General features: G+C 67.1%; 20 protein-coding genes. 11 read left to right on the top strand and 9 right to left on the bottom strand.

Annotation, left to right across the window (positions count from 1 at the left end; translation table 11 throughout):
* Window positions 1–25: 25 nt before the first annotated feature.
* Entirely contained in the window at window positions 26–478 is a 453-nt protein-coding gene (locus EV652_RS21135; RefSeq protein ID WP_132210915.1) for a GNAT family N-acetyltransferase, read from the bottom strand.
* 26 nt (window positions 479–504) lie between these two features.
* Between EV652_RS21135 and EV652_RS21130 the strand changes: the two genes are divergently transcribed.
* Genes EV652_RS21130 through EV652_RS45350 form a run of 5 tightly spaced genes read left to right on the top strand, consistent with a single transcriptional unit; the run spans window position 505 to window position 3,058 of the window.
* Complete coding sequence (locus tag EV652_RS21130) at window positions 505–1,143, top strand: SGNH/GDSL hydrolase family protein (RefSeq protein WP_132210914.1); 639 nt, start codon at window positions 505–507, stop codon at window positions 1,141–1,143.
* Between the two features lie 44 nt (window positions 1,144–1,187).
* Window positions 1,188–1,475 (top strand): hypothetical protein, encoded by a 288-nt coding sequence (locus EV652_RS21125; RefSeq protein ID WP_199238315.1) that lies wholly within the window; start codon window positions 1,188–1,190, stop codon window positions 1,473–1,475.
* Window positions 1,475–2,353: a carbohydrate ABC transporter permease gene (locus tag EV652_RS21120; protein WP_132210913.1), complete on the top strand. Its 879-nt coding sequence runs from the start codon at window positions 1,475–1,477 to the stop codon at window positions 2,351–2,353. The genes EV652_RS21125 and EV652_RS21120 overlap by 1 nt, the downstream gene beginning before the upstream one ends.
* Complete coding sequence (locus EV652_RS45355) at window positions 2,350–2,802, top strand: carbohydrate ABC transporter permease (protein WP_242001896.1); 453 nt, start codon at window positions 2,350–2,352, stop codon at window positions 2,800–2,802. Before EV652_RS21120 ends, EV652_RS45355 begins: the two co-directional genes overlap by 4 nt.
* Before the next feature lie 4 nt (window positions 2,803–2,806).
* Entirely contained in the window at window positions 2,807–3,058 is a 252-nt protein-coding gene (locus EV652_RS45350; RefSeq protein ID WP_242001895.1) for an ABC transporter permease family protein, read from the top strand.
* 6 nt (window positions 3,059–3,064) lie between these two features.
* Here the strand turns inward: EV652_RS45350 and EV652_RS21110 are convergent, their stop codons facing one another.
* On the bottom strand, window positions 3,065–3,247 hold the full coding sequence (locus tag EV652_RS21110) for a hypothetical protein (protein ID WP_132210912.1): 183 nt from the start codon (window positions 3,245–3,247) through the stop codon (window positions 3,065–3,067).
* A 232-nt stretch (window positions 3,248–3,479) separates the two neighbouring features.
* Here EV652_RS21110 and EV652_RS21105 point away from each other — a divergent pair, with 232 nt between their 5' ends.
* Window positions 3,480–4,715, top strand: a complete 1,236-nt coding sequence (locus EV652_RS21105) for a TerC family protein (RefSeq protein ID WP_132210911.1) — start codon at window positions 3,480–3,482, stop codon at window positions 4,713–4,715.
* Window positions 4,716–4,861: 146 nt separating this feature from the next.
* Here the strand turns inward: EV652_RS21105 and EV652_RS21100 are convergent, their stop codons facing one another.
* The gene (locus EV652_RS21100; RefSeq protein WP_242001894.1) at window positions 4,862–5,362 is read right to left on the bottom strand and encodes a MarR family winged helix-turn-helix transcriptional regulator; all 501 of its coding nucleotides are present in this window, start codon (window positions 5,360–5,362) and stop codon (window positions 4,862–4,864) included.
* Between the two features lie 97 nt (window positions 5,363–5,459).
* On the opposite strand from EV652_RS21100, the gene EV652_RS21095 reads away from it, so the two are divergent.
* Window positions 5,460–6,032 (top strand): NADPH-dependent F420 reductase, encoded by a 573-nt coding sequence (locus EV652_RS21095; RefSeq protein ID WP_132210909.1) that lies wholly within the window; start codon window positions 5,460–5,462, stop codon window positions 6,030–6,032.
* A gap of 84 nt (window positions 6,033–6,116) precedes the next feature.
* Here EV652_RS21095 and EV652_RS21090 read toward each other — a convergent pair whose 3' ends face one another.
* Window positions 6,117–6,827 carry a 2OG-Fe(II) oxygenase gene (locus tag EV652_RS21090; protein ID WP_132210908.1) on the bottom strand — a complete coding sequence of 237 codons (711 nt, stop codon included), beginning with the start codon at window positions 6,825–6,827 and terminating at the stop codon, window positions 6,117–6,119.
* Between the two features lie 25 nt (window positions 6,828–6,852).
* On the opposite strand from EV652_RS21090, the gene EV652_RS21085 reads away from it, so the two are divergent.
* On the top strand, window positions 6,853–7,662 hold the full coding sequence (locus EV652_RS21085; RefSeq protein WP_132210907.1) for a dienelactone hydrolase family protein: 810 nt from the start codon (window positions 6,853–6,855) through the stop codon (window positions 7,660–7,662).
* A 57-nt stretch (window positions 7,663–7,719) separates the two neighbouring features.
* The gene (locus EV652_RS21080) at window positions 7,720–8,550 is read left to right on the top strand and encodes a hypothetical protein (RefSeq protein WP_132210906.1); all 831 of its coding nucleotides are present in this window, start codon (window positions 7,720–7,722) and stop codon (window positions 8,548–8,550) included.
* Here the strand turns inward: EV652_RS21080 and EV652_RS21075 are convergent.
* Entirely contained in the window at window positions 8,516–9,157 is a 642-nt protein-coding gene (locus EV652_RS21075; RefSeq protein WP_132210905.1) for an HAD family hydrolase, read from the bottom strand. The genes EV652_RS21080 and EV652_RS21075 overlap by 35 nt on opposite strands.
* A 91-nt stretch (window positions 9,158–9,248) precedes the next feature.
* On the opposite strand from EV652_RS21075, the gene EV652_RS21070 reads away from it, so the two are divergent.
* Window positions 9,249–10,175 carry a LysR family transcriptional regulator gene (locus EV652_RS21070; RefSeq protein ID WP_132210904.1) on the top strand — a complete coding sequence of 309 codons (927 nt, stop codon included), beginning with the start codon at window positions 9,249–9,251 and terminating at the stop codon, window positions 10,173–10,175.
* Here EV652_RS21070 and EV652_RS21065 read toward each other — a convergent pair.
* From EV652_RS21065 to EV652_RS21055, 3 genes are all read right to left on the bottom strand, one after another.
* Entirely contained in the window at window positions 10,087–11,025 is a 939-nt protein-coding gene (locus tag EV652_RS21065) for an alpha/beta hydrolase (RefSeq protein WP_132210903.1), read from the bottom strand. The two genes, EV652_RS21070 and EV652_RS21065, sit on opposite strands and share 89 nt — an antisense overlap.
* On the bottom strand, window positions 11,022–11,513 hold the full coding sequence (locus EV652_RS21060; protein WP_132210902.1) for a hypothetical protein: 492 nt from the start codon (window positions 11,511–11,513) through the stop codon (window positions 11,022–11,024). Before EV652_RS21060 ends, EV652_RS21065 begins: the two co-directional genes overlap by 4 nt.
* Window positions 11,514–11,579: 66 nt before the next feature.
* Window positions 11,580–12,125 (bottom strand): CGNR zinc finger domain-containing protein, encoded by a 546-nt coding sequence (locus tag EV652_RS21055; protein ID WP_132210901.1) that lies wholly within the window; start codon window positions 12,123–12,125, stop codon window positions 11,580–11,582.
* A gap of 56 nt (window positions 12,126–12,181) precedes the next feature.
* On the opposite strand from EV652_RS21055, the gene EV652_RS21050 reads away from it, so the two are divergent.
* Complete coding sequence (locus EV652_RS21050) at window positions 12,182–13,096, top strand: 2-dehydropantoate 2-reductase (RefSeq protein WP_132210900.1); 915 nt, start codon at window positions 12,182–12,184, stop codon at window positions 13,094–13,096.
* On the opposite strand, the gene EV652_RS21045 is transcribed toward EV652_RS21050, so the two are convergent.
* The gene (locus EV652_RS21045; RefSeq protein WP_132210899.1) at window positions 13,097–13,732 is read right to left on the bottom strand and encodes a hypothetical protein; all 636 of its coding nucleotides are present in this window, start codon (window positions 13,730–13,732) and stop codon (window positions 13,097–13,099) included.
* Window positions 13,733–13,859: the final 127 nt, after the last annotated feature.

Genomic DNA, 13,859 nt, shown 5'->3' with positions numbered 1-13,859 from the left:
CCTCCCGCCGACACCAGCAATCGGGTCAGTCGGGTTGGGGCTCTAAGCGCAACTCGATGAAAGGGATGGTGTCGCCCGGCAGCAGGTAGGACTCGACCTCGACGAAGCCGTGGGACTTGGCGAACCGCAGTCCGTCCTCGTTGGTCGCCAGGATGTGCGTCTCGATACCTTTGCTGCTGAGTTCGCGGCCGCGGGCGAGACTGCGCTCGTAGATCGCCGTACCGTAGCCCTGCCGTCGGTGTTCCGGCAGCACGCGGGCGATGACGGTCGCCGCCGCGGTCTCCTCCGACGGCGGGCGCACGGTCGAGCATCCGATCAGGACATCACCGGCGTACGCGACCTCGAGCACGTTGCGCTCGGCGCGCTCCCGGATGTCGTCGACAGACAACGGCGCCGTCGGAATGATCTCGTTGTGCACCCGCTGCCAGTCCAGCAGTGTTACGTCATCGCCCACCGGCACAATCCGAAGCTCACTCACCGCTCGAGTCTAGTAGCGTCCGTGTCGTGCGGATCTTGTTTGTGGGGAACAGCTTCACGGCCCGGAACAACCTGCCCGGGCTGCTCACCGCGCTGGCCGGAGCGCGCGGGATCGATCTCGAGCACAAGCTGATCCAGGCCGGCGGTGCGTCACTCCGGCAGCACCTCAATGCCGGGAAGGCGCTCGACGCGATCGCGACCGGCGGCTTCGACGTCGTCGTACTGCAGGAACAGAGCACGTTGCCGGTCAAGAGCCCGGCGCGGATGCGGGAGAGCGTGCGCGACTTCGACGCCGCGATCAAGGAGGCCGGCGCGCGGACCGCGCTCTACCTGACGTGGGCCCGGCGGAACGCGCCCGAATCCCAGCAAGCGCTGACTTCCGCGTACGCCGGTAGCGCTGCCGAGCTCGGTGCGACACTCGTCCCGGTCGGCGTGGTCTGGGAACGCTTCCTGAGCATGCACGACCAGCCGGTGCTGCACGACAAGGACAACAGCCACCCGGCGCTCGCGGGCAGCTATCTCGCTGCGTGTGTCTTCCTCATCGCGCTACTCGAGCACGATCCGGTCGGCATCGACGTACCGGTGAAGGGCCTCGATGCGGACACCGCCGCCCTTCTCCGTCAGTCCGCCTGGGACATCTGCGAGTCCTTAGCGACCACCGAGTAGACCACCGCGGACACGCGCTCTCCGCTCGGAGGAAACGCGGAAACATGTTGCCTAAGCGGTACTACACCGACCAGGAGGACATCGACGTCTGGACGAAGAACGACGCGCATCCGCCGGAGTACAAGACCGCGGCCATCGACTACACGGTCAACAACTCGGCGCCGTACTTCTACCAGAAGCTACGCAACATCGACGCGATCGACAAGGTGCTGACACCGGCGATCCAGGTCATCCAGCAGGGCAAGACCCCGGCCGCCGAGGTGCTCAAGCCACTGGCCGCCAAGCTGAACGGCGGTCTGCTGCAAGGTACGTACCCCACCGACGGCAACTGATGAGAGCCGAACAACGCTGGGGATGGTTGCTGGCGGCACCAGCGATCCTGGGGTTCGGGATCTTCACTATCGGGCCGATGATCGCGTCGCTGGTCTTCAGCCTGACCGACTGGCGGATCGGTGGGCCGGCCCGGTTCATCGGCCTCGGCAACTACGACCCGCTGGCGGGCGACCCGCTGTTCTGGAAGTCCTTGAGCGTGACCAGTTACTACACCATCGGCGTCGTACCGCTGACACTGCTGGTCGGCTTCGTGGTGGCGATCCTGGTCAACCAGGGGGTGCGCGGGCGGTCGTTCTGGCGAACGACCTACTACCTGCCGACGCTGGTGCCCGCGGTCGCGAGTTCGGTGTTGTGGATCTGGATCTTCAACCCCGACTTCGGGTTGCTCAACAGCATGTTGCGCGGGGCCGGGCTGCCGACCTCGAACTGGATCTACGCCGAGCAGTCCGCCGTACCGTCGCTGATCCTGATGAGCGTCTGGGGATTCGGCAACACGATGGTGATCTTCCTGGCCGGGTTGCAGGGGGTGCCGCGGCATCTGTACGAGGCGGTCGCGATCGACGGCGGCGGGACGTGGGCGCGGTTCCGGCACGTGACGCTGCCCTTCATGACACCGGTGATCTTCTACAACCTCGTGACCGGGGTGATCGGCACGTTCCAGGTGTTCAACCAGGCGTACATCATGACGCAGGGCGGGCCGAACAACGCGACCCAGTTCTACATCTACTACCTGTACACGAAGGCCTTCACCGACAGCGAGATCGGGTACGCCAGCGCGCTCGCGTGGGTGCTGTTCGTCGTCGTCCTGGTGATCACCATCCTGCTGTTCCGCAATGCCCGCCGGTGGGTCCACTACGAGATGGGAGCAGCCAGGTGATCCGTCGTACCTCGGTATGGGTGGTGCTCACCGTCGGCGCCGCACTGATGTTCTTTCCGTTCGTCTGGCTGGTCCGCAGCGCACTGATGGACGACAACCAGATCTTCATCTCGCCGCCGGAGTGGATCCCGCAGCCGTTCGCGTGGTCGAACTTCAGCGATGCGCTGAGTTCGCAGCCGTTCGCGCGCTACTTCCTGAACACGATGATCATCGAGGTGCTGGTCGTCACCGGCACCGTGCTCACCTGCGCGCTCGCGGCCTTCAGCTTCTCCCGGCTGCGCTGGCGGGGCCGCAACCTGATCTTCGGGCTGCTGCTCACCGGCGTGATGCTGCCGTACGCCGTGACGCTCATTCCCACTTTCGTCATGTGGGGGTCGGTGGGCGCACTGGACACGTTCGTGCCGCTGACGGTTCCCGCATGGTTTGCCGGGGCCGGTGGCGGGGTGTAAACCGGTGATCGTGGTCGTCGTCATTTTCACCTTCATCGGCGTCTGGAACGACTTCCTCGGGCCGCTGCTCTACCTGACCTCGGACGACAAGTTCACCCTCGCACTGGGCCTGGCCGGCTTCCAGAGCACCTACACCGCCCAGTGGGGCTACCTGATGGCCGCCTCCCTGGTCGTCATCCTCCCCATCATCCTCATCTTCTTCGTCCTCCAGCGCTACTTCGTCGAAGGCGTAACCCTCACCGGCGTCAAGGGCTGAGTACCGTCAATGCGCGTCCCGGTGCGGCGATACCGCCGGGGCCAGGAGGTCGATCGCGTGGTCGGTCCAGCCGTCGCGTGGGGCTCCGAACCTGAGGATCTCTGCGAGGTAGGCGTCTACCAGCAGGCCGGCCAGCGTGTCGGTGTCCACGCTCGGATCGAGTACGCCGACCTGCACGTCGACGTCCATCAGGTCCGTGACTGCGTTCAGCCGGCAGTCAGTCGTGCGCGTAGCGCTGAGGTGAAATCGGGTCACTGTCGGCGATCACGGCGGCGGTGGCGCCGCGGCCGAAGTAGTGGTGCGATGAGGAGGAGCGCGTGAGACAGCTGCGGTCGCCTCGGGTGCAGAATCGGACGGGAACACGCGGCCTGCGGCAGGCTGGGTTTCAGCGTGATTCGCGGGCCGGTCGGGAGCCGTTGTGATGGACGTGCCGTTGTGGGTATGGGGTCTCACGATCCTGGGGATCGTCGGGCTCCTGGTGTTCGACTTCTTCTTCCACGTCCGTAAGGCCCATGTCCCGACGCTGAGAGAAGCCGCTGTCTGGTCGTCGGTGTATGTGGGACTGGCGCTCGCGTTCGGGGTCGGCGTCCTGATCTTCGGCGGAACGGCGATGGGAGCGGAGTACTTCGCCGGCTACGTGACCGAGAAGGCGTTGTCGGTCGACAACCTGTTCGTCTTCCTGGTCATCTTCACCAGTTTCCGGGTTCCTCGCGAGGACCAGCAGAAGGCATTGCTGTTCGGGATCACCTTCTCGCTGCTCGCGCGCACCGGCCTGATCTTCCTCGGGTCCGCGGCGATCAACGCCTTCTCCTGGGTGTTCTACGCCTTCGGCCTGATCCTGCTGATCACTGCCGGCAACATGCTGAAACCTCGAGGTGGCGAGGACGAGTCGGCCGACAACATCATGGTGCGAGCCGCCAGGAAGGTCGTCCACACGACGGACCGGTACGACGGCGACAAGTTGTTCACCGTCCAGAACGGCAAACGGGCGATGACGCCGATGCTGCTCGTCATGGTCGCGATCACAGGCACAGACCTGTTGTTCGCCCTGGACTCGATCCCGGCGATCTTCGGTCTCACGCAGAACGTGTATCTGGTGTTCACCGCGATCGCGTTCTCGCTGCTCGGCCTGCGCCAGCTGTACTTCCTGATCGACGGCCTGCTGGACCGGCTGATCTACCTCGCCTACGGCCTGGCGGCCGTCTTGGCCTTCATCGGCGTCAAGCTGATCCTGCATGCCCTGCACGAGAACAACCTGCCGTTCGTCAACGACGGCCAACCGGTCGATGTCGTCGAGATCAGTACCGGGCTGTCGTTGACCGTGATCCTGGGAGTCCTGGTCGTCACCGTCGTCGCCTCGCTGGTCAGCCGCAAGGGCAAGGCGCAGACCGCGATCGCCAACGCACGGCGGCACGCGACGGCGTACCTGGATTCGGAGTACACCGCCGACCCGGCCGAACGCGAGCGAATCTACGGGCGCCTGCTCGACGAGCGCGATCAGATCATCCGGCTCGGTCCGAAGTACCGGTTGATGGCCAGGAGTGAACAAGACCTGATGGACCTGGTCGATCGCGCCCGCGCCAGCCATGACGCGGCCGTCGGGCGCGGCGAGGCAACCGCCGACTCCTGGCCGCCGCCACCCGCACCGACCAGCTGACTACCTGCCCACGAACTGGCCGGCCTGAGAATCAGGCTGCAAGAACACCGAGTCTTCCGGCAGAACCAACTGCGTGATCTCGCGGACCCGGCCGACCCAGTGGCCGACCACGGCCCTGTGAGCCACTCAATGGACTGCGGTCGGCGTCAGCGATCCGTGTCGTAGCGGTGGTAGAGGGCGGCCATGGTGCCGTCGGGATCCAAGGTGCTCAGGATCGAGTCGGCGATCGCGGTGAGCTGGGTGATCTGCTCGGGTGTCAGAGCGTCGATGACGTGCTGTCTGACCGTGGCCACGTGGCCTGGCGCCGTTTCGCGCACTGTGTCCCAGCCCTCCGGAGTCAGCCGCGCGTTGGTGGCGCGGGCGTCCTCTGGACAGGGGAAGCGCTCGACCAGGCCCCGGTCCTCGAGTCTTCTGACGACGTGGGACAGCCGGGGGAGCGTGGCGTTCGTCTGCAGTGCCAGGGACGTCATCCGCAAGGTGCGGTCCGGGGCTTCCGACAGCATCGCGAGCACGTAGTACTCGAAGTGTGTCAGCCCGGCGTCCCGCCGCAGTTGTGAATCGAGGACCCCGGGCAGGAGTTCGAGTACGGCGGCCAGTCGCACCCAAGCACCCAGTTCTGTCTTGTCGAGCCAATGTGTCGTCGTCACGAGGATCATTCTTGCAGTGATTAGTTGTCGCTACAACCATCTCATGCTATCGTCATAGTTGTAGCGACAACTATTCAACGTTCATCCAGGAGGAGTCATGGCACACGTCAGCATCATCGGCACCGGAAACATGGGACAGGCGATCGCGAGCGTCGTCTCCAAGGGCGGCAACACGGTCGAGCTGTTCGGCTCCGCCGACAAAGCTCAGCGGATCACCGGCGAGATCGTCGTGCTGGCCGTGCCGTACCCGGCCGTGGCACAGGTCATCGCCGAGCGCGGTGACCAGCTCGCCGGCAAGATCGTCGTCGACATCACCAACCCGCTGAACTTCGAGACCTTCGACTCGCTCGTCGTCCCTGCGGACGGCTCCGCAGCCGCGGAGGTTGCCGCGGCGCTGCCCCAGTCGCGGGTCCTCAAGGCCTTCAACACGAACTTCGCCGCGACCCTGGCCTCCGGTGCGGTCGGCGAGGCTCCGACGACCGTGTCGATCGCCGGTGACGACGCTGACGCCAAGGCATTGCTGGCCGGTGTCGTCTCCGCGGGCGGTCTGCGCGCCGTCGACGCGGGATCGCTCAGCCGGGCCCGTGAACTCGAGGCGCTCGGCTTCCTCCAGCTCACCCTCGCGGTCGGCGAGAAGATCTCCTGGACCGGCGGCTTCGCCCTCGTCTGACAGACCCAGCGCAGTGTCGACTCTCGACGACACTGCGTTCCGAGTCCGCTCGCGGCCGAAGAGTCGACCGCAGGCGGTGTCCGTCTACTTCGCGTCGTGGAAGACCAGGCCGAGGGTGTGGCGGTGGCCGGTGTGGATGGTGGAGACGCCGTGGCGGACGGGGGAGGCGGACCAGCCGCGGGCTGACTTGACCGGGCGGTCGCGGGTGGTGAAGACCAGACCGTGGCCGTGCGGGATCAAGGTCGACGTACCGCGCGACTGGGCCCTCGGTCGCTGTTCGACCAGGAGGAACTCGCCGCCGGTGTGGTCGACTCCGGGCTCGTTGAGGTTGATGACGACCTGGAGCGGGAAAACCTTGTCGCCGTACAGATCCCGGTGCAGGGCGTTCCAGTCGCCGGCGCCGTAGCGCAACAGGATCGGCGTCGGCCGCGTCTGCCCGGCGCGGTGACAGATCTCCAGCCACTCGTCCAACGTGTCCGGCCATTCGGCTTCGCGGCCGAGCTTCTCGTACCAATCCCGTGCTATCGGCAACAACCGCGGATACAGCGCCTGCCGCAGCGACTCCACCGCCTCCGGGAACGGTGCGTCGAAGTACCGGTACTCACCCTCGCCGAACCGATGCCGGGCCATGGTGATCGTCGCGCGGAACCGCTCGGCCTCGTCGTACAGGCCGGCGATGTTCGCTGCCTCGGCCGGCGTCAGCAACTGCGGCAGCAACGCACGCCCCAGGTCGTTCACCTCGGCCGTCACCTGGTCCCAGTCCGCCTTCGCCACCCGTCGCGCAAATCTGTCCATACCTATGGAACGGCGTGGAGTCCAGGTGTGTGAGATTGGCCAGGTGGACGTACTGCGATGGGTCGGCGAAGCGGCAACAGGTGGCGGTGTGAGCGAGCGCCAGTTCCACGTCGTACGCGACGAAGGCGACGTACCGGGGGTCATGTGGTTTCCCGAAGGGGTCGACGGTCCGCTGCCGGTGGTGCTGCTCGGGCATGGTGGGAGTGGGCACAAGCGGGGTGGTCGGCAGGAGATGCTCGGTCGGTGGTTTGCCGCCGAGGCCGGGATCGGGGCAGTCGCGATCGACGGGCCCTATCACGGTGAGCGAGTGGCCGGGCAGATGTCCGCTACCGAGTACCAGAGCCGGATCGCGGAGCTCGGAGTCGACAAGGTCACCGACGGGATGGTCGGCGACTGGGATGCGACCGTGGACGCGCTGGTTGCGGATGGATGGATCGACGGAGAGCGCGTCGGCTACCTCGGGTTGTCGATGGGGACGCGGTTCGGGGTGCCGTTGGTGGCGGGTGGTCGGGTGCGGTGCGCCGTACTGGGGAAGTGCGGGATGGTCCAGCCGGCGGCGATGCCGGTCGGGGTCGACATGGCGCCGCGGTTCGCGGTCGATGCGCCGAGGGTAACCGTGCCGTTGCTGTTCCACGTGCAGTGGGACGACGAGCTCTTTCCCCGGTCCGGTCAGCTCGAGTTGTTCGACCTGCTGGGGTCGCCGGACAAGCAGTTGATCGCTTTCCCTGGGCCGCATCGGGGTGCGGTTCCGGCGGCCGTCGCGGCGTGGTGCTCCTTCCTGGTCGAACGGCTCGGTCTGGTCGACCGGCTCGGCGCGGAGCGGCGTACGTCTTGACGTGAAGAGGGGTGGGGAGCGACGGTTGGGGGAGAAGTGGGTGGGAACTTGACGGGTATGGCTGAGAGCGGTTGGGGACTGTATCGGCGCGGCTGGCGGACGGCTGTGGTGATACTGGCGGCGCTCGGCCTCCTGACGGCCGTCGTGTTCGTCGGGTGGTCGACGAATGTGGTCGCGTTCCTGATGGGTGGGACGCTGGTGGCCTCGGTTCATCTGAGTATCGGGCTGGCGCAGGAGAAACAGCCTTCCGAGCTGATTCGGGTCGTACTGCAATGGGCTGCCCGGGCGGGTGCCTGTGTGGTGGCGATCGTCGGGTACGCGACCGCGATCGGGATGGGCACGCTGTGGCTGCTCCTACTCATCGTCCTCACCTCACCGGCCCTGGTGAGCCGGCTCTGGCCACAGGCAGCAGCATCCGGACGGCGACCTGAAGCCGCTCCCAAACCCCCTGCCGACCTGACCCCGAAGAACGACCTGACTCCAAAGATCGAGCTGCCCCCAAAGATCGAAAGGGCAAAGCCAAAGCCTGAGCGGAAGCCAAAGCCGGACCGGAAGCCACGGCCCGAGCGGAAGGCGAAGAAGGTGCCGACGCCCGAGCCGCCACCGCCCCAGGAGCCGGTCGCGCCGAAGGCACCCGAGCCGGTCGACGTCACCGACCTCAGCGACGACGACCTCTGCCTGGCCTGGCGACGCAGCTTCACCGAACTCCAGAGCTGTACGACGGACGAGCAGCGCCTCGCCGTGATCACCGCGCGCAATGCCTACCTCGACGAACTCGAACGCCGAGCCCCGGTCGCCTTCGCCCAATGGCTCGACTCCGGACCCCGCGCCGCCGGCAACCCCAGCAGGTTCTTCAGCCCTCGCGCCAATCACGGCGACCCGGACTGAGCTGTGTGAGCAGTTCGGCCATGCTGCGGGCGACAGGAACGTCGAACGCGTCAGCTGGGTGAGCCGCAGTGTCTTCACTCTGGAACAGCCAAGGCCGGAACCCGGCCGACCGTGCCGCGACGAGGTTGGTCGGGCGATCGTCGACCAGAACGGTGTGAGACGCCTCGAGCCCAGGATGCTCCAGTACGGCGTGATAGGCCATCGGGTCGGGCTTCCGCGCACCGATCTCGGAGCTGACAAACCATCGGTCGACGTACTGATCGAGGCCGAAGCGGGCGCGGAGACGTGCAGACCACGGCTCAGCGTCGTTCGTCAGCACCAGCGGGGTGAAGCCGGCTTCACGCAATCCCCGCAGAGTGTCGAGTGTCCCGGGGGTGAGCTCGTGGCGGCTGCAGTAGTCGGCATCGGACGCCCTGTCCGCAACCTCCAGCTCCGTCCACAGTTCGTCGGTCGACAGCAATCGCAGCGTGCACCGTCGATACACGGCGCGGATGTCGGTCTCGCCGAGAGTGCACCCGAGATCGCGAAGGTACGGCACCAACACTCCACCGACCACGTTTCCGTGCCGGTACAAAACACCCATGGCGTCGAGGACGACGAATCGCACTACGTGACCACCTCCAGCCCGCAGCCTGCCGTGCCGGGGTCACATGCGTCCAACGCCTTTATCGGCGCGAACGCATAGATACCATCGATCCATGCTCGATCTTGTCCGGCTTCGGGTGCTCGCCGCGGTCGCCGCCCACGGTTCCGTGACCGGCGCGGCGCAGGCGTTGCACTACACCCAGCCCACGGTCAGCCATCACCTCGCGCGGTTGGAGGCGGCGACCGGCGCACGGCTGGTGCAGAAGGTGGGCCGTGGCATCCGGCTCACCCCCGAAGGCCAGGTGCTCGCGCGCCGTGCGGCCGAGATCATCGGCCGGGTCGATGCCGCGGACGCCGAGTTGGCCGCGCTGATCGGTCTGGAGGTCGGCCGGGTCCGCCTCGGCGCCTTCACCTCGGCGCTGACGGTGCTCGTCCCGCCGGCTGCCGCCGAGCTCCGCCGGCAGCATCCCAACATCGAGTTGGAGCTCACCGACGTCCATCCCGTCGTCGCGCAGCAGCAACTCCGGGACGGGATTCTCGATCTGGCGATCATTTTCCGGTACGACGACGAGCCGCCGAGCGACGGCATTCGGTACACGTACCTGCTCGACGACCCGGTGTATCTGCTCAGTCGTCGTACCGGAGAGACACTGACCGATCACCGGGAGTCCGACTGGATCGCGGGCTGTGTGCACTGCCGGCAGGAGTTCGTCGATCTCTGCGCGGAGGCCGGCTTCACGCCGCGGATCGCGTACACGAGCGACGACATCATGGTGAAGCAGGCCTTCGTCGCGAACGGGCTCGGCGTCACCACCTCGCCGGGACTGGCGCTGCGCTCGCACCGGGCCGAAGGCATCAAGGCGACCAAGGTCGGCGCCGCACGCCACATCTATCTCGCGACGTACGGCGAACCACCCGACCCTCCCGCGACTGCCGCCTTCATCGAAGCGCTCACACAGGCGCCTGGAAAGCCTCGCGGAGATCGGAAGCGATCAGCTCGATCGCGTGCCGCCCCGCGGACAGCACCGCCGGGAAGTTGAGGAACGCGTGCATGGTGTCGGCGTATTCGACCAGTCGCACCGGTACGTCGTCCGCCTCGAGCCGAGCCGCGTAGTTGCGAGCATCGTCGCGGAGCGGATCGCGACCGGCGGCGAGAATCAGCGCCGGCGGAAGCCCCTTGAGCGTCTCGGCCCGCAGCGGTATGGCGGTCGCCGGGAACTCCCCGACCGGGAAGTACTGCGCTGACGACCAGCCACCTGGGGCGATGCTGAGGAACGTGCCGTCGAAGAGTCGGTACGACTCGGTGTCGCGGTCGACGTCGAGGCTGGGATAGCAGAGGATCTGGCGGTCGGGGAGTGGTCGTCCTTCGTCCCGCGCGAGCAGACAGGCACCGGCAGCCAGCGCAGCCCCCGCGCTCTGGCCACCCACCGCGATCCGGCCGTCGCCATTGAGCTCAGCCTGATGATCTCGGATCCAGTCGAGGGTGTCGCGTACGTCGTGCAACCCTGCCGGATAAGGGTGTTCGGGCGCGAGCCGATAGTTGAGCGAGACAACGATGACGTTGCCTGCGGCAGCGATCCCGGACGTCGCGCACTCGATGTCCCGCAGATCACCGCCGATGAACCCACCACCGTGCAGCCACAACAGGACCGGCCTCGGCTCATCGGTTGCGGGGTGGTAGATCCGTGCTTGGAGGCGACCGCCGATCGTGAGGTCCTTGGGGCGGGTGTTCGGATCGCACACGCCGGCGAGCTCCGGGTCAGGGAGTTCCTCCCGGTCGAGGAGCAGCGCCTGGTAGGGATCGAGCTCCGGTCCTGCAGGCTCGGCGGCGAATCGGGCGAGCAGGGCTTCGGTCTCGGCCTTCAAGGCCGGCAGGTTGATGATGGTCATGCCGGGACCTGCGCCGGGTTGAGGTGGCGGGCTGCGTGGCCGAACAGTGCGCCGTCGGGTGGCGTCGCGGCGTATTCGGCCAGCGCTCCGATGCCACCGTCGTACCCACCGCCGGTCGATGGGTCGTTCCACGACGCGTCGTCGTACTGCTGGATCTCGGCGACGAGTGCGTCGGCGACGCTGTGGAAGCGGTGCAGGAGCAGTCCGGACGGGATGTGCCGGCCGGCCTCGACGCCGCCGACGTTGAGCGCGCTGCCCGCGTCCGCCGTCTCCCAGCGTGGATCCAGGCTCCAGTGCAACCGCCCGGCGGCGGCATCACGTAGTACGGCGAGGGTGATCTCGTCCCACGTCAGAATGTGCGCGGTCAGGTCGTGCAACGAGTCGCAGAAGTGCCTGAGCGGCCCGGACACCACTCGGTATGGCGCCCGGAGCTCAGCCTCACTCAACCCGTCGATCCGATCCAGCAACAGCTGGTGATCCGCCCGCACCAGCCGAGCTGCCTCAGCCGGGGAAGTAGTCGATATACACATGCCCCGAGCCAACCAGCCCGCGCACTACCCCCGGCCCGAATTGACGGAAGTCCTCAATCCATCGCGGTAATGGCTCATCTTCGCGCGCGCACCACACGTGTTCATCGAGCACCAGCGCCGACGCCCGGCCCGGCTCTCGTCGACGAAGAGTAGCGAGCAGTCGTCGGCGGCGCAGGTGTGGATCCGGTCCCCGAGTGGACTGGCGAGCAGCTCGACCGCGTCGCGGGCGAGAACGGTCAGCAGACCGTTCGCAGCTGTCGCTGGACGCTCGAGGGTGAGGTCGGGAGTCAGGCGAGGGCCGGGGAGTGGGCGGCTGCTCCAGCGGTTGACGACGTCCACGTCGAGCGCCGTACCGGTGAAGAGGCGGTAGAGGGCTTCGCGCAGGTCGATGGCTTGGCTGTAGGTGCGCGGGGAGACGTCGACGAGGTCGTCGGACAGGCCGGCGTCGCGGAACCAGCGGGACAGGTCCTCGGGCGCCGGGATGCGCTCGAACGGGTCCTGCAGGCGTTTGCCGAGGGTCGCGGTGAAGTTCACCGACGGGCGGCCGCCGACCCAGGTGAAGCTCTTCATGCCGATCAGGCTACCATCGCTGTTACCAGATAAACCGGTAACAGTGGAGTGGGCAGATGACGACGGTGGCGGTGGTCGGAGCGGGTGGGGTCGGCGGATACTTCGGTGGCCGGCTGGCCCGGGCCGGGTACGAGGTCAGCTTCGTTGCGCGGGGCAAGCACCTGGAGGCGGTCCGGGCCGCTGGGTTGGCGGTGCGGAGTGTGGCCGGTGACTTCGACGTCACGCCGGTGCGGGCGACGGCGGATGCGGCCGAGATCGGGCCGGTGGACTACGTCCTCGTGTGTGTGAAGACCTGGCAGCTTGCCGACGCGATCACCGCGATCCGGCCGTTGGTCGGCAACCGGACCGCGATCGTGACTGTGCAGAACGGCGTCGAGGCGCCGGATCAGGTGGCGGCGGAATACGGCCGCGAGGCGGTCCTGCCAGGTGCCGCCGAGGTGATCGCGTACGTCGAAAGCCCGGGGACCATCCGCCATCTCGGCGGACCGGGCCGATTGACCTTCGCCGAGTGGGACAACCAGCCGACGCCGCGCACCGAATGGTTGCGCACAGCATTCACCGATGCCGGCCTACAGGCCGTCATCTCGGCTGACATCTGGGCCGGCCTGTGGACCAAGTTCCTGTCCGTCGTCCCGAGCGGCGGCCTGGGTACGGCGACCGGCGCCGGATACGGCGTACTCCGCTCCCGGCCGGGCACCCGGCAACTACTCACCGACGCGACCACCGAGATCCGCGACGTCGCGCTGGCGCTCGACATCAAGCTTCCGGCGGACGTCGTACCCAAGACCCTCGCCTGGATCGACAACCTGCCCGCCGACGGGACCACGTCGCTCCAGCGGGACATCCTGGCCGGCCGCCCCAACGAACTGGATGCGTGGACCGGCGCGGTCGTCCGCCTGGGCAACCGCGCCGGTGTTCCCACCCCTGTCAACAGCTTCCTCTACGAGATCGCGGCCGCCCGTGCGATCTGACTAGTGATCGATCCTGGCTCGGAGGCGGGCAGTGTGCTCGGCCGGTGCCTCATCGGTCGGCAGGGTGTACACGGCCAGGTAGAGGATGCAGAGGCTGATTCCGTAGATGGCGACGCCTGCGGCCAGCGCGCCGGTGACACTGATGCCGATCATCACGAGGGACCAGAGGCCGGCGCCGAGCGGGACGTAGCGACGCCACCCGGGCCATCCACCTGAGCGCAGTACCGAGATGCCGGCGACGATCAGCCCGACCGCGGTGAGGGTGACGCCGAGACCGAACGCGGCGCCGACGATCTGCGGCCCGGTCTCGTCCAGCCGCTGGTCGGCGAACGGGATCGTCGCGAACTCCGCCACGAAGAGGACGAACGTCCCCACCAAGGCGAGTGCGCTGCCAACCCGTGCGCCCCGGCTGCTGACGCTGCGGGCGAACGCGACCATGCCCAGGAACACCAGCAGGTGGAAGGCGGCGAACAGGACGGAGACCGGGACCAGCGCGTCACTGCTCCACGGGTAGCTCCACATCTCGTCGGAGACGTCGGACGCCGGCTGGACCACCGCCGCGACGAAGAGACCGGACACGGCCGTCAACGTGCCGCCCGCCAGTCCGATGGCGGCAAGCTTGCGAATGTCGTTCATGGTTTCCCCACCTCTCGAAGGTTTCTTCGACGGTAGGAATGCGTGGCCTCCGCGCACATCGGCGTCAGCACGAGACCTCCAGCAGCGAGATCGCGCGCCTGGGATAAGTACCAGCACTGTTGGCGGG

Source organism: Kribbella steppae, from assembly GCF_004342025.1.
GTDB lineage: Bacteria > Actinomycetota > Actinomycetes > Propionibacteriales > Kribbellaceae > Kribbella > Kribbella steppae.
The sequence above is the reverse complement of the archived record's forward strand: the minus strand, read 5'-3'. Positions and strand labels throughout refer to the sequence as shown.

What these genes read in the sequence shown, in the direction of transcription:
- EV652_RS21125 (WP_199238315.1), top strand. Translation starts at nt 1,188, where the DNA reads ATGTTGCCTAAGCGGTACTACACCGACCAGGAGGACATCGACGTCTGG.
- EV652_RS21120 (WP_132210913.1), top strand. Translation starts at nt 1,475, where the DNA reads ATGAGAGCCGAACAACGCTGGGGATGGTTGCTGGCGGCACCAGCGATC.
- EV652_RS21110 (WP_132210912.1), bottom strand. Translation starts at nt 3,247, where the DNA reads ATGGACGTCGACGTGCAGGTCGGCGTACTCGATCCGAGCGTGGACACC.
- EV652_RS21105 (WP_132210911.1), top strand. Translation starts at nt 3,480, where the DNA reads ATGGACGTGCCGTTGTGGGTATGGGGTCTCACGATCCTGGGGATCGTC.
- EV652_RS21095 (WP_132210909.1), top strand. Translation starts at nt 5,460, where the DNA reads ATGGCACACGTCAGCATCATCGGCACCGGAAACATGGGACAGGCGATC.
- EV652_RS21090 (WP_132210908.1), bottom strand. Translation starts at nt 6,827, where the DNA reads ATGGACAGATTTGCGCGACGGGTGGCGAAGGCGGACTGGGACCAGGTG.
- EV652_RS21080 (WP_132210906.1), top strand. Translation starts at nt 7,720, where the DNA reads ATGGCTGAGAGCGGTTGGGGACTGTATCGGCGCGGCTGGCGGACGGCT.
- EV652_RS21070 (WP_132210904.1), top strand. Translation starts at nt 9,249, where the DNA reads ATGCTCGATCTTGTCCGGCTTCGGGTGCTCGCCGCGGTCGCCGCCCAC.
- EV652_RS21065 (WP_132210903.1), bottom strand. Translation starts at nt 11,025, where the DNA reads ATGACCATCATCAACCTGCCGGCCTTGAAGGCCGAGACCGAAGCCCTG.
- EV652_RS21055 (WP_132210901.1), bottom strand. Translation starts at nt 12,125, where the DNA reads ATGAAGAGCTTCACCTGGGTCGGCGGCCGCCCGTCGGTGAACTTCACC.
- EV652_RS21050 (WP_132210900.1), top strand. Translation starts at nt 12,182, where the DNA reads ATGACGACGGTGGCGGTGGTCGGAGCGGGTGGGGTCGGCGGATACTTC.
- EV652_RS21045 (WP_132210899.1), bottom strand. Translation starts at nt 13,732, where the DNA reads ATGAACGACATTCGCAAGCTTGCCGCCATCGGACTGGCGGGCGGCACG.